At 66.5% G+C, this 20,323-nt stretch carries 18 protein-coding genes; 12 read left to right on the forward strand and 6 right to left on the reverse strand.

The window, feature by feature from the left end; all coding sequences use genetic code 11:
• Positions 1–122: 122 nt before the first annotated feature.
• Together BLT60_RS18075 and BLT60_RS18080 are read left to right on the forward strand one after the other, a co-directional pair.
• Positions 123–587: an NUDIX domain-containing protein gene (locus BLT60_RS18075; protein ID WP_090878574.1), complete on the forward strand. Its 465-nt coding sequence runs from the start codon at positions 123–125 to the stop codon at positions 585–587.
• 217 nt (positions 588–804) lie between these two features.
• Complete coding sequence (locus tag BLT60_RS18080) at positions 805–1,311, forward strand: GNAT family N-acetyltransferase (RefSeq protein ID WP_090878576.1); 507 nt, start codon at positions 805–807, stop codon at positions 1,309–1,311.
• Positions 1,312–1,315: 4 nt separating this feature from the next.
• Here BLT60_RS18080 and BLT60_RS18085 read toward each other — a convergent pair whose 3' ends face one another.
• The 4 genes from BLT60_RS18085 to BLT60_RS18100 are packed head-to-tail and all read right to left on the reverse strand — an operon-like array spanning position 1,316 to position 8,149.
• The gene (locus BLT60_RS18085) at positions 1,316–3,412 is read right to left on the reverse strand and encodes a DUF7408 domain-containing protein (RefSeq protein ID WP_090878578.1); all 2,097 of its coding nucleotides are present in this window, start codon (positions 3,410–3,412) and stop codon (positions 1,316–1,318) included.
• A complete protein-coding gene (locus BLT60_RS18090) occupies positions 3,409–6,216 on the reverse strand; it encodes a DUF4159 domain-containing protein (protein WP_090878580.1) in 2,808 nt (935 codons plus the stop codon). The genes BLT60_RS18085 and BLT60_RS18090 overlap by 4 nt, the downstream gene beginning before the upstream one ends.
• Positions 6,213–7,136 carry a DUF58 domain-containing protein gene (locus BLT60_RS18095; protein WP_090878582.1) on the reverse strand — a complete coding sequence of 308 codons (924 nt, stop codon included), beginning with the start codon at positions 7,134–7,136 and terminating at the stop codon, positions 6,213–6,215. Before BLT60_RS18095 ends, BLT60_RS18090 begins: the two co-directional genes overlap by 4 nt.
• A gap of 2 nt (positions 7,137–7,138) precedes the next feature.
• On the reverse strand, positions 7,139–8,149 hold the full coding sequence (locus BLT60_RS18100) for an AAA family ATPase (RefSeq protein WP_090878584.1): 1,011 nt from the start codon (positions 8,147–8,149) through the stop codon (positions 7,139–7,141).
• Between the two features lie 273 nt (positions 8,150–8,422).
• Here BLT60_RS18100 and BLT60_RS18105 point away from each other — a divergent pair, with 273 nt between their 5' ends.
• Genes BLT60_RS18105 through BLT60_RS18125 form a run of 5 tightly spaced genes read left to right on the forward strand, consistent with a single transcriptional unit; the run spans position 8,423 to position 11,601 of the window.
• Positions 8,423–9,067 (forward strand): CoA pyrophosphatase, encoded by a 645-nt coding sequence (locus BLT60_RS18105; protein WP_090878585.1) that lies wholly within the window; start codon positions 8,423–8,425, stop codon positions 9,065–9,067.
• Complete coding sequence (locus BLT60_RS18110) at positions 9,067–9,330, forward strand: DUF6111 family protein (RefSeq protein ID WP_090878587.1); 264 nt, start codon at positions 9,067–9,069, stop codon at positions 9,328–9,330. Before BLT60_RS18105 ends, BLT60_RS18110 begins: the two co-directional genes overlap by 1 nt.
• A gap of 16 nt (positions 9,331–9,346) precedes the next feature.
• Positions 9,347–10,579 (forward strand): CCA tRNA nucleotidyltransferase, encoded by a 1,233-nt coding sequence (locus BLT60_RS18115; protein ID WP_090878589.1) that lies wholly within the window; start codon positions 9,347–9,349, stop codon positions 10,577–10,579.
• A gap of 60 nt (positions 10,580–10,639) precedes the next feature.
• Positions 10,640–11,227, forward strand: a complete 588-nt coding sequence (locus BLT60_RS18120) for a DM13 domain-containing protein (RefSeq protein ID WP_090878591.1) — start codon at positions 10,640–10,642, stop codon at positions 11,225–11,227.
• A 5-nt stretch (positions 11,228–11,232) separates the two neighbouring features.
• Positions 11,233–11,601, forward strand: a complete 369-nt coding sequence (locus tag BLT60_RS18125) for a VOC family protein (RefSeq protein WP_090878593.1) — start codon at positions 11,233–11,235, stop codon at positions 11,599–11,601.
• Between the two features lie 4 nt (positions 11,602–11,605).
• Here the strand turns inward: BLT60_RS18125 and hemF are convergent, their stop codons facing one another.
• Together hemF and BLT60_RS18135 are read right to left on the reverse strand one after the other, a co-directional pair.
• Positions 11,606–12,532: an oxygen-dependent coproporphyrinogen oxidase gene (hemF, locus tag BLT60_RS18130; RefSeq protein WP_210185641.1), complete on the reverse strand. Its 927-nt coding sequence runs from the start codon at positions 12,530–12,532 to the stop codon at positions 11,606–11,608.
• Entirely contained in the window at positions 12,529–12,996 is a 468-nt protein-coding gene (locus BLT60_RS18135; protein ID WP_244521339.1) for a tRNA (cytidine(34)-2'-O)-methyltransferase, read from the reverse strand. The genes hemF and BLT60_RS18135 overlap by 4 nt, the downstream gene beginning before the upstream one ends.
• A 98-nt stretch (positions 12,997–13,094) precedes the next feature.
• On the opposite strand from BLT60_RS18135, the gene BLT60_RS18140 reads away from it, so the two are divergent.
• The 5 genes from BLT60_RS18140 to BLT60_RS18160 all read left to right on the forward strand — a co-directional run bounded on the left by BLT60_RS18140 (position 13,095) and on the right by BLT60_RS18160 (position 20,286).
• Positions 13,095–14,963: an ABC transporter ATP-binding protein gene (locus BLT60_RS18140; protein ID WP_090878597.1), complete on the forward strand. Its 1,869-nt coding sequence runs from the start codon at positions 13,095–13,097 to the stop codon at positions 14,961–14,963.
• Positions 14,964–15,444: 481 nt separating this feature from the next.
• Complete coding sequence (locus tag BLT60_RS18145; RefSeq protein ID WP_090878599.1) at positions 15,445–17,295, forward strand: ABC transporter ATP-binding protein; 1,851 nt, start codon at positions 15,445–15,447, stop codon at positions 17,293–17,295.
• A 187-nt stretch (positions 17,296–17,482) separates the two neighbouring features.
• A complete protein-coding gene (gene petA / locus BLT60_RS18150; RefSeq protein ID WP_090878601.1) occupies positions 17,483–18,052 on the forward strand; it encodes a ubiquinol-cytochrome c reductase iron-sulfur subunit in 570 nt (189 codons plus the stop codon).
• Between the two features lie 13 nt (positions 18,053–18,065).
• A complete protein-coding gene (locus BLT60_RS18155; protein WP_090878603.1) occupies positions 18,066–19,322 on the forward strand; it encodes a cytochrome b in 1,257 nt (418 codons plus the stop codon).
• Between the two features lie 4 nt (positions 19,323–19,326).
• Complete coding sequence (locus tag BLT60_RS18160; RefSeq protein WP_244521323.1) at positions 19,327–20,286, forward strand: cytochrome c1; 960 nt, start codon at positions 19,327–19,329, stop codon at positions 20,284–20,286.
• The last annotated feature ends 37 nt before the right edge of the window (positions 20,287–20,323 follow it).

The raw sequence follows: 20,323 nt of genomic DNA on the forward strand, positions 1-20,323 counted from the left end.
CCTGATACGGGTGCGGCGGCTTGCCGGCGGGCGGCGACGCCGGACGGCATATAGAGCGATGGACAGCGGTCTGCCAACCGTGGCGGCCCGGTCTGGCAGCGGGACAAGGATCGGGAGACGGGATGGCATCCTGGAAGAACCGTCAGTTGGTTCGCGCGTTTCTGTTCTATTCGCGGTTTCGCAGGGGCATGACCCTCGGCGTGCGCGCCGCGATCTTCGATCCCGAGGGGCGCGTCTTCCTCGTCCGTCACAGCTACGTTCCCGGCTGGTATCTGCCCGGCGGCGGGGTCGATGCCGGCGAGATCCTCGTCCAGGCGATGGCGCGCGAAGTGATGGAGGAGGGCGGGATCCGGGTCGAGGGGGCGGACCTGTTCGGAATCTATCTCAACCGTCATGCCTCGCCACGCGACCATGTGGCGCTTTATGTCTGCCGGGACTGGTCGCAGGCAGCGGAGCCACCGCGCAACCGGGAGATCGTCGACAGCGGCTTCTATGCGATCGATCGCCTGCCACCGGAAACCACCGACGGGACGCGGCGTCGGCTGGACGAAATCGCCGGTGGCGCGGCGCCCGCGCCGGAATGGTAAGCCGGCCAAGCTGGACGCCCGATGGGGAAAGTGGTATCGCCGCGCACCCTGAGGATCGAACGATGTCCCTGACGGCCAACCTGCGACGACGACAGATGCGACGTGGCTTCCAGCCACCGATCGCCGTCCGGCTCCTTGCCTGCCGCAATCGCTGAAAAGCGTCCCGGCCGGCGGCGGGACCGGACCTGAACAGGATCCGCCATCGCAGGCCCGTCTCATGACCGCCCAACCCTTCTCATACCGTCTCGAATCGCCGGCGGATTCCGCCGAAATCGAAGCCCTTCACGCCGAAGCCTTCGGCCCCGGCCGATTTGCCCGTGCTGCCTTCCGGCTGCGCGAGGGCGTGCCGCATCTTCCGGCGCTCTCCTTCGTCGCCGTCGTCGACGAGGGTGTTGCGGCATCGGTGCGGCTGACCCCGATCACGATCGGCGACAGGCCGGCGCTCCTGCTGGGACCGCTGGCGGTCAAGCCGTCCTTCAAGGGGCGCGGGGCGGGCAAGCAACTGGTGCGCATGGCCGCCGAAGCCGCGCGCAACGACGGCCATTCCGTGCTGCTCCTGGTGGGCGACCTGCCTTACTATGGACCCTTGGGATTCGAGCAACTGGCGCCGCATGCGATCACCATGCCGGCGGCGGTCGATCCCGAGAGGGTACTGGTCGCCGGACTGGCGCCCGGGGTCCTCGACGGCCTGGCAGGCCCGGCCACCGCGGCCCCCCGGCGGTAGACGCCTAGCGACCTTCCCGGAACCAGGTGAAGGCGGGGAGGAAAAGCAGGACGAGGAGCGCCAGGAAGGCCGCCGGTCCCGCGTAGCCGCCAAGCAGCGGTACCCGGACGATGCCTTTCAGCACGCTGGCTTCAGTCATCCTGACGCCGATCCAGTCAGACCCCGAGAAGGTGGCTCCGGAGCGGATGGGCACGATCCGGGGAACGATCGGGGCGCCATCGCCGTCGCTCATCCGGGCAATCCGGCCGCCGGTCGCCTCGGACAGGGGAGCAAGCAGCCTGTCGGTCGAGCGGGCGTCGATGAACTCGCGCGGGTTGGCGGCGCCGACATGGGCGAAAGCGCGCTTGTCGCCCTGTTCGATGCGATAGAGGCCGATTTCGTCGCCGGGCAGCGTCGCGCTCCACAATCCGGGCTCGACTGGATCGAGGGTCACCGTCTTCGTGGCGCCGGATGGCGTCCGGACGGTGACGGGGGTGGTGTCCTCGCCCATCGTCTGGCGCTCGATGGTCAGCTCGCCGCCACGGGCCGTGGCGCGGAGCACTTCCTCCTCGAGGTCGGGCTCTTTCATCAGCCAGTGGGCGAGGCGGCGGAGCAGGTCGACATGCGGGCCGCCCCCCTCGTAGCCGCGCGCCCAGAGCCAGGCATGGTCGGACAGGAGCATGGCGACACGGCCTTCGCCGACCCGGTTCAGCACCAGCAGCGGCTTGTCGTCGGCGGCGCTCATTACCGTATCGCCTTCGGGCGCACCGACGTCGATCACCCGGAACCAGCGGCCCCATTCGGGGGGATCGAAGTTTCCGCCCTTCAGGCCGCGGGTAACCGGATGCTTGTGGCCCGTCTCGGTGACATTGGCGCGGAACGGCTTTTCGGTGATCGACCCGGTCGGGGCGACGGGCAGGACCGGAGACAGGGGCGTATCGAACAGGCTGCCATCGCCGGCATAGTCGGGCCCGGCGGCGATCAGCACGGCCCCGCCATCCTCGACATAGCGGGCGATGTTGTCGAAGTAGAGGATCGGCAGCACGCCGCGATGCTGGTAGCGGTCGAAGATGATCAGGTCGAACTCGTCGATCTTCTCCGAAAAGAGCTCGCGGGTGGGGAAGGCGATCAGCGACAGCTGGTTGATCGGCGTCCCGTCCTGTTTCTCGGGCGGGCGCAGGATGGTGAAATGGACGAGGTCGACCGCCGCGTCGGATTTCAGCAGGTTGCGCCAGGTGCGCTCGCCGGAATGCGGCTCGCCGGACACCAGGAGAACCCGGAGATTCTCGCGGATTCCCTCGATCGATGCGATGGCGCGGTTGTTGATCTCGGTCAGTTCGCCGTCGAGCGGTTCGGCCTCGAATTCGAGGATGTTGGGGCCGCCATGGGCGATCTCGACGGTGAATTCCTCCGTCGCGCCCGGGGTGACCAGTTCGCTCGAAAGCGGATTGCCGTCGCGGGTCACGTTGACCCGGACCCGGCCGCCGCTGGTCGCCACGCCGTCGTCGATGACCCGGAAGCGGATCGTCTGGGTCTCGCCAACGATCCCGAAGCGCGGGGCGCTTTCGATGATCAGTCGGCGGTCGAACTCGTCGTCATGGCCGGACAGGAGGACATGCACCGGCGCCTTGTGGCCGAGCGCGTCGGCGGTCTTCGGCACGTCGTGGACCTCGCCATCGGTCAGCACCACGACCGCACCCAGCCGATCGGGCGGGACGTCGACGAGGCTCGTTTCCAGGGGCTCGAAGAGCAGCGTGCCGTCGACGGTCGCGCCGCCGGCCTTGCCGGCCTCGACGGTCCGCACTTCCACGTTCTGAAACTCCGAGAGACGCTCCTTGAGTTCCGCCTCGGCGATCCGAGTCGCCTCGGCGCGGTCGTCGAGTTCCTGACTGGCGCTCTTGTCGACGACGACCGCGACGACCGTCGGCAGCGGCTCGCGGTCCTCGCGAAGCGCCACCGGATTGAACAGCGCCGCGAACAGGATCAACGCGGCGGCGGCGCGGATCCAGGCGCCGCGCATGCGCCGGATGACGCCGGGCAGCACCAGCGCGATGGTGACGATCGCGGCAGCGATCAGCAGCCACGCAGGCAGCAGCGGCTCGAAGGCGATCGACCAGTTCATTGCCCGAGACGCTCCAGAAGGGCCGGCACGTGCACCTGGTCCGCCTTGTAGTTGCCGGTCAGCGTGTACATGACGATGTTGACCCCCGTGCGGAAAGCCATTTCGCGCTGCAGGGGATCGGACGGGATCGTCGCGTAGAGCAGATCGCCGGCGGCGTTCATCGCCCAGGCGGCGGCAAGGTCATTCCCGGTGATCAGGATCGAGGAAACGCCGTCGCCGGGCTGTGCCGGTCGGTCGCTGCGGCCTTGATTGGCCTCCACCGCCTCGACCCATAGCGGCCCGCCGGAATAGCGGCCGGGGAAGTCGTTGAGCAGGTAGAAGGCCTTGGTCAATACATGGTCGACGGGTACCGGCTCCAGCGGCGGGACGTCGAGGTTGGCCAGCATGTCGCGCAATCGCTCGACGGCGGGCGTGCCGCTGAAGGTATTGAGGTTGCTGGATCGCTCGAGCTGGTCGCGGGTATCGAACAGCACTGTTCCACCCTGGCGCATATAGGCGTCGACGCGGGCCATGGTCGCCGATGTGGGCAGGTCGCTGTCCGGGTCGATTGGCCAGTAGAGCAGCGGGAAGAAGGTCAACTCGTCCCGTCCGGGATCGACGCCGACCGGGCTGCCCGGCTCGAGGGCCGAGCGTTCGGCAAGGACGCGGGACAACCCGCTGAGACCGGCCTCGCTGGCCGCATCGATCTCCCCGTTGCCGGTGATCACGTAAGCGAGGCGGGTTTCGCTGACGGCATCGATGGCGAACTGGTCGCTGGCTTCGTCGGCGACCGCCGGGCCGACCGTGGAGGCTGCGGCGACGACAACGAAACCGATGGCAAGCATCGCCGCGACCGCCGGTCCCCGTCGCCTGAGGTTCAGCATGCCGTTCAGCCAGAGCACCGCCAGCGCATCCAGCAGGAAGAGCGCCAGCGCCGCGGCAAGCAGCCATGGCCGCAGGTCGGTAGGCGCCTCGCTCGGGTAGGGCTGGACGGTCGCGTCCGGCACGGATGCCGGGTCGAACCGGGCCAGCGTCGCGGTCTCGTCGAGCAGGTTGAGCGAGCGGAAGCCCTCCTCGGTGCCGTAGAGGCCGGGCGGATGCTGCGGACCCGGAACGATCGTCGTCGCACTGGCCGGGAGCGGTCGCGCCTCGGCGCCGGGCGGGACGAAACGGCCGTAGCCGTCCAGCAGCCGGTAAGGCGCAATGGTCGCGGCGGATTGACCGTCGGCGCTGGTCTGGGTCCGGGCCGCGCTGGAGAAGGCGACGACCCGGCGCAGCATCTCGACGAAGGCGCCGGAGAGGGGCAGGTTCGACCAGCTCGTATCGGCGGTGACGTGGAAAAGGACCAGCCAGCCGCGGCCGGACTGGGCGGCGGTGACCAGCGGTGTGCCGTCGTCCAGCGCCGCCCAGGTGCGCTCGGTCAGATCGCCGTCCGGTTCGGCAAGGACCTGGCGCTTGATCAGCACGTCTTCGGGGACGGTCATCCCGGCGAAGGGGCTCGTCTCAGAGAAACTGGCGAGCGGCTGCTCCTCCTGCCAGGTCAGGCTGCCGCCGAGGGCGCGGTCGCCCTGCCGGAGACGCGCCGGGATCAGGGAATCGGTCGCAGCGGAAAGGTGGGGGCCGGCGAAGCGGACCAGCGTGCCGCCCTCGGCCACCCAATCGGCGACCGCGGTCTCGACATCCGCCGGCAGCGTGCCGATATCGGCCATGACAATGACCGAGGCGCCGGCTTCGATCAGTTCAGGCACGGCCACGGTGGCGTTGGCGTCGCGCGGTTCCTGGACATCGGCGAAGGGCTGGACGGCGCGGGCGATGTAATAGAGCGGCGAGAGCAGGGGCTGCGCGGCATCGGCGGCGGCGCCCGACAGCAGGCCGACCCGGCGGCGGCGCCAACGCTCGTCGAGGAGCTGCACCGCGCCGGCTGTCTCGGCACCGACGATATCGAGCCGGGCGATGTCGTTGCGCAACTCGACCGGCAAGTCGATGCGCGCCTCGGTCGACGCTTCGCCGGAGGGGAAGTCGAAGGGGAAATCGCCGATCGAGCGGCCCTTGATGTCAGTGGCGCGCACGAACCCGGCGGCAGGAAGACCGGCGTCGTCGCGGATGACCGGGACGTTGAGCGCGTCGGCGCCGCCGATCGGCGGGGTCAGCGCCATGGTCTCGGTCGCGGAGTCGGCATAGACCACCATCGGGCCGTCGATCCATTCGGCGAGGTAGCCACCGAAGGCGGCATTGGTATCGCCGCCGAGCCCGTCGGAAAGCCAGGCGAGCCCGCCAAAGGGCGTTTCGCGGATGGCCGCGTCGATCGTCGGGACGAGGTCGCTGTAGCTGGCGGCGTAGGGGCGCGGGGCGAGGGCTTCGAGCCGGCGGGTGGTTTCCGCCGCGTCCGCCGGTGCCAGTTCCTGGCCCGGGCCGTCGGCGGTGGCGAGCAGCGACATCGGGCGGCCGTCTTCCTCGGCGAGACCGATCACCCGCCGCGCCGTCTCGACGGTCGCCTCCCAATGCGGGGCGGAGGCCCAGCCGTTGTCGACGACGAGCAGGAGGGGGCCGGATCCCGGCGCCTGCTCGGTCGCCGGCTTGTAGACCGGGCCGGCAAGCGCGACGATCAGCGCCGCGGCCATCAGGCAGCGCAGCAGGATCAGCCACCACGGGGTGCGGGCCGGCTGTTCCTCCTTGCGGCTGATTTCCAGCAGTAGGCGGGTCGGCGGGAAGCTTTCCGTCTTCGGCTTCGGCGGGGTGACGCGCAGCAGCAGCCAGATCAGCGGCAGCGCCAGCAGTGCCAGCAGGATCGGCGCATAGGCGAAGGCGAAGGGCAGCCCGCTCATGCCGCCTGTCCCCAGGCCGAGGACGCCGCGTGCGAGTGCCGGTCGGCGAGACGGGCGTGGATCGCCAGCAGCGGCTCCGTCGCCGGCCGATCGGTGCGATGGATCAGGAAGCTCCAGTCAAGCCGGCGGCAGATCAGCGACAGGCGCTCGCGCAGGGCGGCGAGACGGGCCTGGTAGTCATCCCGGTACTGCTCGGCGCGGCCGACCGTGTGGCGCACGCCGCTTTCCGGATCGATGAACTCGGTGCGACCGCTGAACGGGAAAGTCTCCTCGATCGGGTCGACGACCTGGACGAGGTGGGCGCGGGCGCCGCTGCCAACGACGGCGTCGAGCATCGCTTCGGTCTTCGGCAGGGGATCGAGGAAGTCCCCGATCAGCACCACATCGGTAAAGCGACGCAGCATCCGCGTTTCGGGGGGGCGGGGCTCGGCACGGGAGAGGAAATCGGCGATGCGCTCGGCAGCATTGCGCGCCAGCATCGGGTCGCTTTCGCCGAGCAGTCCAACGCGCTCGCCGGCGGTGGAGAGCAGTTCGGTGAGCGCGAGGAGGAGAACCAGCGCCCGGTCTCGCTTCGAAACGGTGGAAAGCCGAGAGCGGAACATCATCGACGGCGACAGGTCGGCCCAGAGCCAGACCATGTGGGCCGCCTCCCACTCCTTCTCGCGGACATAATACTGATCGTCGCGGGCCGAGCGGCGCCAATCGACGGTCGAGGCGGCCTCGCCCGGCATAAAGGGGCGGAACTGCCAGAAGGTTTCGCCGCGGCCGGCGACACGACGACCGTGCCAGCCGGCAACGACGGTGGCGGCGACACGGCGGGCCTCGATCAACAGGTCGGGGAGGCCGCTTGCGACCCCCTTGGCCTCGGTCAGCGCGCCACGAACGCCACCGTCAGCACTGCCCGTCGCGAATGTCGACATTCCTATCCGATCTTGGCCTTCAGGCCGGCGATGATGTCGTTGATGGTCACGCCGTCGGCCCGGGCCGCGAAGGTCAGCGCCATGCGATGCTTGAGGACTGGTTCGGCCAACTCGCTGACATCGTCCAGCGACGGGGCGTAGCGGCCATCGATCAGGGCGCGGGCCCGGACGGCGAGCATCAACGACTGGCTGGCGCGGGGGCCCGGTCCCCAGGCGACCGCCTCGTCGAGTTTCGCGTCGCCATTGCCGGGGCGGGCGGAGCGCACGAGGTTGAGGATCGCCTCGACGACCGATTCGCCGACCGGCATGCCGCGGACCAGCCGCTGGATCGTCTGTACACCTTCTCCGTCGAGAACCTGTTCGGCGCCGGCATCGTTCGATCCGGTGGTCTCGAAGAGCATGCGTCGCTCGGCCTCGCGATCGGGGTAGTGGACATCGATCTGGAGGAGGAAGCGGTCAAGCTGCGCCTCGGGGAGCGGGTAAGTGCCTTCCTGCTCGAGAGGATTCTGGGTGGCGAGCACGTGGAACGGCGATGGCAGGTCATGCCGGACGCCAGCGACAGTAACGTGATGCTCCTGCATCGACTGGAGAAGCGCCGACTGGGTACGCGGGCTGGCGCGGTTGATCTCATCTGCCATCAGCAACTGGGTGAATACCGGTCCCGGCACGAAGCGGAAGGCGCGGCTGCCGTCGGCGCCGACATCCATCACCTCGGAGCCGAGAATGTCGGAGGGCATGAGGTCGGGCGTGAACTGGACCCGCGCGGCGTTCAATCCGAAAACAGTGCCGAGGGTTTCCACCAGCTTGGTCTTGGCGAGCCCCGGCACGCCGATCAACAGACCGTGACCGCCTGCGAGAATGGTTATTAGGGTCCGGTCGACGACCGTTTCCTGACCGTAGATGACCTTGCCGATCGCTTCGCGTGCGGATCGGATCTTGGCGACCGCTGCTTCGGTCTCCGCGAGAATCTTGTCGGGGTCGATCGCGACCTGGGGCTGGGTGGGTGCGCTCATTTTCCTAGACGCCTGGCTCTCTCGATGATGGAGCTTCCGATGGAAGGACCGGATGTCCGCAAGTGTTGCATGGGCGGCGCCACCGCAATAGAGGATTGTCCCGGCCGGGCCCGATCGGGGTCTTGCGCCTGACTGTAATCACATAGGGCAAAGCGCGGCAAAACAATGGCCGGGCTTGGATCGCATGGCCACGCCAGACCCGACCAGTGCTCCTGCGACGGCAACCGCCGATCGGCTTGGGAAATCGCCGGCGGTAAGTCCGGGGTCGCATCAATGACCGGCCACACTGACGACGAGTCGCGGTTTTCACCGTCGCGGTTCTTCCCGATGATGGCCGAAAAGCTCGAAACCGCCCCCCTGGCGGCGCAGTCCGAGCCGCAGGGCGATCACGTTCTCAATCCCGATCTCGCCGATGTGCCGTTCTCCTATCGCGATGCCGCGGTGCTCATTCCGGTCATCGCGCGGGAGCCGGATGTCACGGTGCTCCTCACCGTCCGTACCGCGCATCTCAGCGCCCATGCCGGCCAGATCGCCTTTCCCGGTGGCAAGATCGATCCATCGGACGGGTCGCCGACGGCCGCCGCGGTGCGCGAGACCGAGGAGGAAGTCGGCCTCGATCGTGCCGCGATCCACCCGATCGGCGGTCTCGTGCCATATCTCAGCCGCACGGGCTATCGCATCTTCCCGATCGTTGCGCGCGTCGACCCGGATTTCGCCCTGACGCTCAATCCGAACGAGGTCGAGGAGGCGTTCGAGGTGCCGCTCGCCTTCCTGATGAGTCCGGAGAATCATCGTCGCGGCAGCCGGATGTTTGGCGGCCGTTCGAGGGCCTTTTACGAAATCCCCTTCGAGAGGCACTATATATGGGGTGTCACCGCAGGAATCATCCGCGGTCTGTACGAACAGGTATGTGACTGATGGGTCGGCTGATCGCGTTCAATCTCTTGTTCTTCATGGTGCCGTTCGTCGTCTATCTCGGCTGGCTGTACATGAAGCGGGGACGGGTCAACGACACGGCGGACTGGACGCTGAGAATCGTCGGCTGGCTGGCCGCCGGCGGCGCGGTGATCATGATCGCCTCCCTGCTAGTCTTCGTGCATTTCTCCGGTGCGCCTCCCGGTGCCGTCTACGTTCCCGCCGAAATCGTCGACGGTGAACTGATCCCCGGCCACTTCGAATGATCGCCCGGCCAGACCGATGACCGGTCGTCTCCCCGATCTCGTCGGGGCCGGGTGGCTGGCGGATGCGCCGGTCAGGGCAGCATTCGATTTCCTCGACAGGGACGCGCCGCCGTCGCGGATCGTCGGCGGCGCGGTGCGCGATGCGCTGGCCGGGCTACCGGTCGGCGAACTCGACTTCGCCACGCCGCTCGAGCCGACGGCTGTCATGCAGCGGGCCGAGGCTGCCGGCCACAAGGCCGTGCCGACGGGTTTCGATCACGGCACGGTGACGGTCGTCGTGCGCGGACGACCATTTGAGGTGACGACGCTACGCGAGGATGTCGAGACGGACGGTCGTCATGCCGTCGTCCGGTTCGGCTCCGACTGGGAAGCCGACGCCCGTCGGCGCGACTTCACGGTCAATGCCCTCTCGGTCGATGCTTCGGGCAAGGTCCACGATCCGCTCGGCGGTTATCCCGATATCGTTGCCCGCCGGATCCGCTTTATCGGCGCCGCAGACCAGAGGATCGCCGAGGATCGCCTGCGGATCCTTCGCTTCTTCCGGTTCAATGCGACATTCGCCGACGGAGCGCTCGATCCGGAGGGATTGTCGGCGGCGATCCGGGGCCGAGACGGCTTGCGCGCGCTGTCGGGTGAACGGGTCGGCGCGGAAATGCGCCGGCTGGTGATAGGTCGGCGGGCGGTGCCGGTCGCCACGACGATGCAGGATTCCGGCATTCTCGGCGTCGTGCTCGGCGGCGTTGCCTATCTCGGCCCCTTTGATCGGTTGGCAGCCTTCGCGCCCGAGGGGGTTGCGCTGCGCCTTGCCGCGCTCGGTTGCCGTATCGTGGAGGATGTCGAGCGCCTGACCCAACGGCTGCGGCTCGCCAATGCCGAACGCGATGCGATGCTCGCCGCCGTGGTGTCGGCCCGCCGCTTCCGCCTGCCGCTGCGGGACCGCGAGGCGCGGCAGCGCCTCTACCGCCAGGGGCCAAAGCTCTGGCGGGACACGATCGCCCTGGCCCGGGCATGGGCCGGATCGGCGACGGACGACGACACCTGGCAGGCGCTCTATCGTCTGCCCGAGGTATGGACGGCGCCGCGCTTTCCGCTTGGCGGGCGGGATGTGCTCTCCGCCGGCGCGGTGCGCGGCCCGGCGGTTGGCGATGTTCTCAAGGCACTCGAGACCTGGTGGGTCGAGCAGGACTTCGCACCGGACGAAGCCACCCTCCGCGCCCGTCTTCAACAGATGGTGAGCGCGGCCCAATAGGGTTGGGCCGCGCCAGCCTTTGGGCTACGGTTTCGCGGAACTGCGGGGAGGGCAGGATCCATGGCGGCGACACGCGGCGGACGAATCTGGCGGGCGATCGCCATCTTCCTGTTCGGAGGCATCCTCGGCACCGCCTTTGGCGTCGCCGTTGGCCTCTTCATTTTCCCCTACGTCTTTCCACCGCCGCCCGCGACCGAGACGATCGCGTTGGAGGACACCGAGGCGTTGGTGGCGACGGGTGAATTCATCCATGCCGACCCATCCGATCCGGTCCACTACGGCAGCGGCAAGGTCAGCGTCTACGAGAAGGCGGTGTTCCTGGAGCCGGATTTCGAGGTCGGGCCGGGGCCGGCCTATCACGTCTATCTCGTGCCGAAGGAAAGGGTCCGCGTCTCCGGCGATGTCCGCGATACGATGTATGTCGACCTCGGCCAGCTCCGTGCCTTCAAGGGCAGCCAGCGCTATCCGATCCCCGATGGCGTCGACCTTGCCGACTATCCCAGCGTCGTCATCTGGTGCGAGACCTTCTCCGTCCTGATTTCGCCGGCTGACGTCACGCCAGTCGAGGAGACGTCGCTGCTGCATTCCTCCGGAACTGATTCCGCTTCCGCGCTCAAGCTGTTGTCGACAAACGAAAATCAGGGTTAGTCGACATGGAAAAAGTCAACGGAATCGGCGGTCTTTTTTTTCGCGCCAGCGATCCCCAGGCGATGGCCGAATGGTACGAGACCCATCTCGGCGTGACCCGGGCGCCCGGCAGCTACGAGGCGCCGGTCTGGTCGCAGGAGGCAGGCACGACGATCTTCGCGCCGTTCCCCAAGGACACCGACTATTTCGGCCGGCCGGCCAACCAGTGGATGGTCAATTTCCGCGTCGCCAATCTCGACGCGATGGTCGCCCAGCTCCGGGCCGCGGACATCGCGGTGACCGTTGACGAGACGGCCTATCCCAACGGCCGCTTCGCCCATCTCAACGATCCCGAGGGCAACCGGATCGAGCTGTGGGAACCGGCTGGCGCCTGACGGTTCACGGCCACTTGGCGACCGGCGGCATCGAGGAGAGGATCGAGTCGACGTTGCCGCCCGTCTTCAGCCCGAAGATCGTGCCGCGATCGTAGATCAGGTTGAACTCGACATAGCGCCCACGCCGGACGAGCTGCTCCTCCCGGTCCGCTTCGGTCCAGGGCGTCTCGAAATTACGCCGCACCAGTTGCGGATAGATGTCGAGGAAGGCGCGGCCGACATCCCGGGTGAAGGCGAAATCCGCGTGCCAGTCGCCCGTGTTGAGCCAGTCGTAGAAGATGCCGCCGATGCCGCGCGGCTCGTTGCGGTGCTTGAGGAAGAAATACTCGTCGCACCATGTCTTGAGGCGTTCATAGCTCGCCACGTCATGGGCGTCGCAGGCGGCCTTCATCGCGGCATGGAAGGCCTGTGAATCCGCGTCCTCCTGGGTGCGCCGCCGGTCGAGCACCGGCGTCAGGTCGGCGCCACCGCCGAACCACTGCCGGCTGGTGACGACCATCCGCGTGTTCATGTGGACGGCCGGAACGTTCGGATTGTGCATATGGGCGATCAACGAGATGCCGCTTGCCCAGAAGCCGGGGCTCTCCTCGGCGCCTGGAATCTCCTTGCGGAACTCCGGCGAGAATTCGCCGTGGACGGTCGAGACATGGACTCCGACCTTCTCGAAGACCCGGCCCTTCATGATCGCCATGACGCCCCCGCCACCGTCGGCGCCGCTGTGGTCCTTGCGGCTCCAGGGGGTGCGGACGAACCGACCGGGCGGCTGATCGGCGAGGGGGAGGCCAGCGGGGAGGTCGTCCTCGATCGCCTCGAAGGCGGCGACGAGCTGGTTGCGGAGGTCGCTGAACCACTTGTTCGCCTCGGTCTTCTTTACCTCAAGGTCCTCCGGCAGCGCGGCGGGCGCCCGGTCCATCATGTCTTTCCTGTTCATGCAGCGAATCCACCTGTCTGTCGGAGTGCCTCGCCGGCTACCATTGCCGCGGTGCTGGCGACATTGAGCGAGCGCAAGCCGGGGCGCATCGGGACGATCAGCCGGGCGTCGGCGGCCTGGTGCACGGTGTCGGGGACGCCAGCGCTTTCGCGGCCAAACAGCAGAATGTCGTCTTCCGCGAAAGCGAAGTCGGTGTAAGCCGTCGCGCCTCGGGTGGTCAGCAGGACGAGCCGCCCGCCGTTGGCCGCGCGCCACGCCGCGAATCCGTTCCAGTCGACGTGGCGGACGATGTCGACCATCTGAAGGTAATCCATGCCGGCGCGGCGGAGCGACCGGTCGGAAATATCGAACCCGGCCGGCCCCACGACGTGAGCCGTCAGCCCAAGGCAGGCGGCGAGCCGCAGGATATTCCCGGCATTTTGCGGTATATCGGGTTGATAGAGCGCGATCGAAATCATGTTCAGCCGGGTCTGGCGATGCCGGGCGGTGGTGCGTGCCCTACCTATCGCTGCGAAGCACCCTGAGTCGACTCGGGGCGTCCCCGACACCATATCGAGCAAACATGCTGAACTGGCTTTCCAATCTGAGCGATCCGTTTGTCGAGGCGCCGGTGGTCCGTCCGCCATCGGGGATGCTCGGCTTCTTCCGCTATTTCCTGGCGCCGGTTCGCGGGCTGCTTGCCTGGCTGGTGGTGGTTTCACTGATCGCGTCGCTCAGCGAGCTCGCCCTGTTCGTCTTTCTCGGCCAGCTGGTCGACCTGACGACGGACAATCCGTCGCCCGGCACGTTCTTCAGCGACAACGCCTGGCTGCTGACGGGCATGGCTTTCGTCCTGCTGGTCGTCCGTCCGGTCAGCGTACTCCTGTCGCGGGCGCTGACCACGGTTTCCTTCGTCGCGTCGCTGACGGCGCTGGTCCGGTGGCGGAGCTACCGCTACGTGCTGCGCCAGAGCCTTTCCTTCTTCCAGAACGATTTCGCCGGCCGTATCTCCCAGAAGGTCATGCAGAGCGGGCCGGCTTTGCGGGAAAGCGTTGTCAACGTCGTCGAGGGCGTGTGGACCCTGGTGATCTATCTCGCCGGGACGATCATTCTCTTCGCTGGCCTCGACGCCTGGCTGATCCTGCCGGTGGTGCTGTGGGCGCTGGCCTATGCGGTGACCATCGTCCGGCTGGTGCCGCCGGTGCGCGCCCGGTCGCAGGCGCTGGCGGAGGCCAATTCCAGCCTCTCCGGGCGGATCGTCGACGGCTACACCAATATCCAGGCGGTGAAGCTGTTCGCCCATGCCGAGCGCGAGGACGCCTTCGCCAAGGAAGGCTTCGTCCGGCAGGTCGACTCCTTCCGCCGGCTTGCAACGTCCATCCTGATGATGATGGCCTCGCTCAACGTCATCAACAGCCTGTTGATCTTCAGCGTCACGGGGCTGGCGCTGTGGCTGTGGTCGGTGGGCCAGATCAGCGTCGGCAGCATCGCCATGGCGAGCGCGCTGGTGATCCGGCTCAATCAGATGTCGGGCTGGATCCTGCGCACCATCACCTCGCTGTTCGAGAATATCGGCACCTTGCAGAACGCGATCGAGACGATCAGCCGGCCGAACGACATTGTCGACAATCCTGAGGCGAAGCCGATCGCGGTGACCGGCGGCGAGATCCGTTTCGAGAATGTCCGCTTCCACTATGGACGGGAGGACGGCGGGGTGATCGACGATCTGTCCCTGACCGTGGCGCCCGGCGAGCGGGTCGGGCTGGTCGGACGGTCGGGCGCCGGCAAGTCGACGCTCGTCAATCTCCTCCTGCGCCTCTACGACCTCGAAGGTGGCCGCATCCTCATCGACGGCCAGGACATCTCCGGTGTCACCCAGGAATCGCTTCGCAGCCGAATCGGCGTCGTGACCCAGGACACGGCGCTGCTCCATCGTTCGGTGCGGGACAACATCCGGTATGGACGCCCGGATGCCGGGGAGGATGAGATCGTGGCGGCGGCGGAGCGCGCCGAGGCGCATCACTTCATTCCCAATCTTCGCGATTTTCGCGGCAAGACCGGCTTCGACGCCCATGTCGGCGAGCGCGGTGTCAAGCTGTCCGGTGGTCAGCGGCAGCGGGTGGCGATCGCCCGGCTGCTGCTCAAGGACGCGCCGATTCTCGTTCTCGACGAGGCGACGAGCGCGCTCGATTCCGAGGTCGAGGCGGCAATCCAGGATCAGCTTTACAGCCTCATGGACGGGCGCACAGTGATTGCTATTGCGCATCGGCTCTCGACCATCGCCGTGCTCGACCGGCTGGTGGTGATGGACGAGGGGCGGATCGTCGAAACCGGGTCGCACCGGGAACTGCTGGAGCGCGACGGTCTCTATGCCGCACTGTGGCGGCGCCAGTCGGGCGGCTTCCTGGGCGGCGATCCCGGATTTGGAGACGAGCGCAGCGCCGCCGAGTGAAACCGGCCTGTGGCAGGATGACAACAGCCGCGAATCCCATGCCTCGCTGGATGTGACTTCCGGTTGAATTGCGCCACCGTCGGGTGTAGACACGTCGCCGCAAGGTGAACCGCTTCCGCAACGACTTCAGGAGGGATGAATGCAGCGCACTCGACTTATCATCCGCTCCGCGGTGGTGTCTGATCGCCTTCGGCCGACCGCCAACTAGGTCCGCCTCAATCTTTTCCAAGCGATAGCCTCAGGCGAGGACGGGACGGCACGGTTCGTCCCGGTTTCACTCGCCCTCGGAAGGGTCAACGGATCGAACCGCCAAACCGCTCCGAGCCGGGATTCACCCGGACGAAAGCCGGGTAGCGATGTGACGGATATCACAGCAGGGCGCGAGGCTCTTCGCTAGAAGCCGTCGCCCCATCGAGAAATGTCCAAGATGAATTTTTGCGCCCGCGCGGCAACTGCGCCGTCCGGACAAGGGAACTGACCCATGTTTGCCTTCTTCGAGAGACTGGTTGATCCGTACCCGGCAGAGGAGCCGGCGATGCCGCCGAAAGGTGTCCTCGCCTTCTGCCTGCATTACAGCCGGCCGCTGCTGCCGGCGCTGATCGCCATGTCGTTGCTGACCGCGCTGATCTCGATCATCGAAATCACCTTCTTCGCCTTCATCGGCGATCTGGTCGACTGGCTCGGCAGTGCCGACCGTGCGACGTTCTTTGGCGTGCACGGCTGGACGCTGGCTGCGATGGCGGCGGTCGTCCTGGTCGGCTTTCCGCTGGCGACTCTGGCGCAGTCCCTGTTCATGCACCAGGCGATCTACGGCAACTTCCCGATGATCGTTCGCTGGAAGGCGCATCGCTACATTCTGGGGCAGAGCCTCGACTTCTTTCACAACGAATTCGCCGGCCGCGTCTCGCAAAAGGTGATGCAGACGGCGCTGTCCGTGCGCGAGACCGTCACCAAGGTTCTCGATGTCTTTGTTTATGTGGCGGTCTATTTCATCGGCACGCTGGTCCTTGTCGGTCAGGCCGACCTGTGGCTGGTGGTGCCGCTGATCGCCTGGCTGGCGGTCTATTTCGCCATCCTGTTCCACTTCGTGCCGAAGCTGCAGCACATCTCCGGCATCCAGGCCGATGCCCGCGCCCAGATGACCGGCCGGGTGGTCGACAGCTACACGAACATCCAGACGATCAAGCTGTTTGCCCACACGATGCGCGAGCAGTCCTATGCGCGGGATGCGATGGACGAATTCATGGTCACCGTGCATCGCCAGATGCGGCTGGTCACCAAGCTGACGGTGGCGCTCCACATCGCCAATTCGGCATTGCTGGTTTCGATTGCAGGTGTCGCCATCTACGGCTGGCAGCAAAACGTCGTCAGTCTCGGCGCGATTGCGGTCGCCATCGCGCTTGTGATGCGGATTCGCGCCATGTCGCAGTGGATCCTGTGGGAGATCGCCGGGCTGTTCGAGAATATCGGCACCGTCGAGGATGGCATCAACACCATCGCCCAGCCGGTGGCGATCACCGATCGGCCCGGAGCAAAGGCGTTGACCGTCCACGAGGGCGAAATCCGCTTCGATCACGCCCGCTTCCACTATGGACGCCAGACCAAGGTGATCGAGGACCTGTCGCTGACCATCCGGCCCGGCGAGAAAGTCGGGCTGGTCGGTCGCTCGGGCGCCGGCAAGTCGACGCTGGTGAACCTGCTCCTGCGCTTCTACGACCTGGAAGGCGGGCGGATCCTGATCGATGGCCAGGACATAGCCGGCGTGACCCAGGAGTCGCTTCGCCGCCAGATCGGGATGGTGACCCAGGACACCTCGCTGCTGCACAGGTCGGTGCGCGACAACATCGCCTACGGTCATCCGACAGCCAGCGAAGTCGATATCCTCGCCGCCATACGCGGGGCCGAGGCCGACAGCTTCATTCCCGACCTTTCCGACATCAAGGGAAGGGCGGGGCTGGATGCCCATGTCGGCGAGCGCGGCGTCAAGCTGTCGGGCGGGCAGCGCCAGCGGATTGCGATCGCTCGGGTCCTGCTCAAGGATGCGCCGATCCTGATCCTCGACGAGGCGACCAGCGCGCTCGATTCGGAAGTCGAGGCGGCGATTCAGGAATCGCTCTACCGGCTGATGGAGGGCAAGACCGTGATCGCCATCGCCCATCGCCTGTCGACCATCGCCGCGATGGACCGGCTGGTGGTGCTTGAGCAGGGCAGGATCGCCGAAATCGGCACGCATGACGAGCTTCTGCGCCGCGGCGGCATCTACGCGCAGCTCTGGGACCGGCAGTCCGGCGGCTTCCTCGATCAGCAACTGATGCAGGCCGTCGATGCATGAAGAAGGCAAACCGGGGGCGCCTGTCGGTCCCGGGACGCCTGACGGTTCCCCGCGACAATGTGCGCATTCGTCAATGCTACACTGGACAAATTCCGATCCCGCTGGCTAAACAAACGCGGCCGGAAGGGAATCTGCTAAGCACCCTTGCCGGACTTGGGCCGGGGCTGGCTCGACAGGGGAAGATATCTTGGCGAATACCGAAACTGCGGATAACGCGGAACCGACCCGTCGCGATTTCATCTATATCGCGACCGGCGGTGTTGCCGCCGTAGGCGCGGCACTTACCATCTGGCCGTTTATCGACCAGATGAACCCCGATGCCGCCGCGCTGGCGCTGGCACAGGTCGAAGTCGACGTCTCGGCGCTGGAGCCGGGCATGTCGCTCACCGTGAAGTGGCGCGGCAAGCCGGTTTTCATCCGAAACCGCACGGCCAAGGAAATCGAGGAAGCCGAGGCGGTCGATGTCGACAGCCTTCCCGACGGCCTCGCGCGGAACGCCAACCTTGCCGCCGATGCACCGGCCAGCGACGCCAATCGCGGCGCTGACGGGCGCGAGGCCTGGCTGGTCCAGATCGGCATCTGCACGCATCTGGGCTGCGTACCGCTTGGGCAGCAGGGCGCCTATGGCGGGTACTTCTGCCCGTGCCATGGATCTGTTTACGACACGGCCGGTCGCATTCGGCAGGGGCCGGCACCGGAAAACCTGCATATCCCGGTCTATTCCTTCGTAACTGAAACGAAGCTTCGGATCGGCTGAGGGGACGGGCGCAATGGAAGGCCATTCGACATATCAACCGAAAAACGGCGCGGCCAAGTGGCTCGAGCGCCGGCTCCCGATCATGGGGCTCGCTCATTCCTCCTTCGTGGCCTATCCGACGCCGCGTAATCTGAACTACTGGTGGACCTTCGGAGCTATTCTCTCCTTCGTCCTTGCCGAGCAGATCATCACCGGCATCGTGCTCGCCATGCACTATGTTCCGGCCGGATCGCTGGCATTCTCGTCGGTCGAGTCGATCATGCGGGACGTCAATTTCGGCTGGCTGCTCCGCTACATCCACGCCAACGGCGCCTCGCTCTTCTTCTTCGCCGTCTATATCCACATGTTCCGCGGCATGTATTACGGCTCCTACAAGGAGCCCCGCGAAGTCCTGTGGATCCTCGGCGTCCTGATCCTGCTGCTGATGATCGCGGCCGCCTTCATGGGTTACGTCCTGCCCTGGGGGCAGATGTCCTTCTGGGCGGCGACGGTGATCACCAACCTGTTCTCGGCGATCCCGCTGGTCGGTCCCAGCATCACGGAATGGCTGTGGGGCGGCTTTGCGGTCGACAGCGCGACGCTGAACCGTTTCTACGCGCTGCACTACCTTCTGCCGTTCATGATTGCCGGCGTGGTTGTGCTCCACATCTGGGCGCTGCATGTCAGCGGCCAGAACAATCCCCTCGGCATCGACGTCAAGTCGAAGAAGGACACGCTGCCCTTCACGCCGTTCGCGACGATCAAGGACATGTTCGCCACCGTGGTGTTCCTGATCCTGTTCGCCTGGCTGGTCTTCTACCTGCCGAACTACATGGGCCATCCGGACAACTACATCCCGGCCGATCCGCTCAAGACCCCGGCCCATATCGTTCCGGAATGGTACTTCCTGCCGTTCTACGCGATCCTGCGCGCCATCCCTGACAAGCTGCTCGGCGTCATCGCCCTGTTCGCTGCGATCGCGGTGCTCTTCCTGCTGCCGTGGTTCGATACCTCTCGGGTCCGTTCGGCGAAGTTCCGCCCGATCTTCCGGCAGTTCTTCTGGATCTTCGTGCTGGTCTGCATCGGCCTCGGCTACCTGGGATCGCAGCCGGCGGAGGGTGGTTACGTCATCGCTTCGCGCATTCTGACGGCCTACTACTTTCTCCATTTCCTCGTCATTCTGCCGGTGATCGGGCTCATCGAGAGGCCCAAGCCGCTGCCCAACAGCATTTCGGAATCCGTTCTGCAGGGTTCCGGGGCAGCCGCGCCAGCAACTGGATCGAAGGGGTAGCACCGTGCGCAACCTGTCACTCACGGTCCCGCTGCTGACCGCTCCGTATCTTCGCGCCAGCCTTCTCGGCGCCATGGCGCTGGGTTTCGGCGCCTTCACGTCCCCGGCGATCAGCCAGGAGGGGGACGACGCATCCGAGCCGACCCAAGCCGAAATCGCGGCGATCGACGAAGAGCAGGAAGTGCACGACACCGCGCATTTCCCGCTCAAGAAGCCCGAACTGCTCAACTGGTCCTTCGCCGGCATTTTCGGACGCTATGACCTGCCGCAGCTGCAGCGCGGCTTCCAGGTCTATCGCGAAGTCTGCGCCAGCTGTCACGGTCTCGAATACGTCGCTTTCCGCAACTTCCAGGGCCATGGCGGGCTCGGCTATTCCGAGGCCGAGGTCAAGGCGCTCGCCGCCGAGTACCAGATCACCGCGGGTCCGAATGACGAGGGCGACATGTTCGAACGGCCCGGCATTCCGGCCGATCGCTTCCCGTCGCCGTTCCCGAATGTGCAGGCTGCGGCCGCCGCGAACGGTGGCGCTGCGCCGCCCGACCTGTCGCTGATGGCGAAGGCGCGCGGTGCGTCCCGCGGTCCGGTCTGGACGGTGCTCGATTTCTTCACGCAGTACCAGGAAGCGGGGCCGGACTACATCCACGCCCTGCTTACCGGCTATGGCGAAGAGCCGCCGCACGGTCTCGAAGTGGCGGAAGGCACCTACTACAATCCCTACTTCCTCGCCGGTGCGTCGCTGGCCATGCCGCCGCCGCTGTCGGATGGGATCGTCACCTATAGCGACGGATCGCCGGAGACCATCGACCAGTATTCGCGCGACGTTTCGGCCTTCCTGATGTGGGCGGCGGAACCGCACCTGGTCGAGCGGAAGCGCCTCGGCTTCCAGGTCGGCATCTTCCTCATCGTTTTCGCCGGGTTGATGTACCTGACCAAGAAGCGCGTCTGGGCCCGCGAAGCCCACTGATCGGCGGCAGGGGCGGCTGGGTTCTCCGGGCGCCGCG

The organism is Bauldia litoralis, assembly GCF_900104485.1.
Lineage (GTDB): Bacteria > Pseudomonadota > Alphaproteobacteria > Rhizobiales > Kaistiaceae > Bauldia > Bauldia litoralis.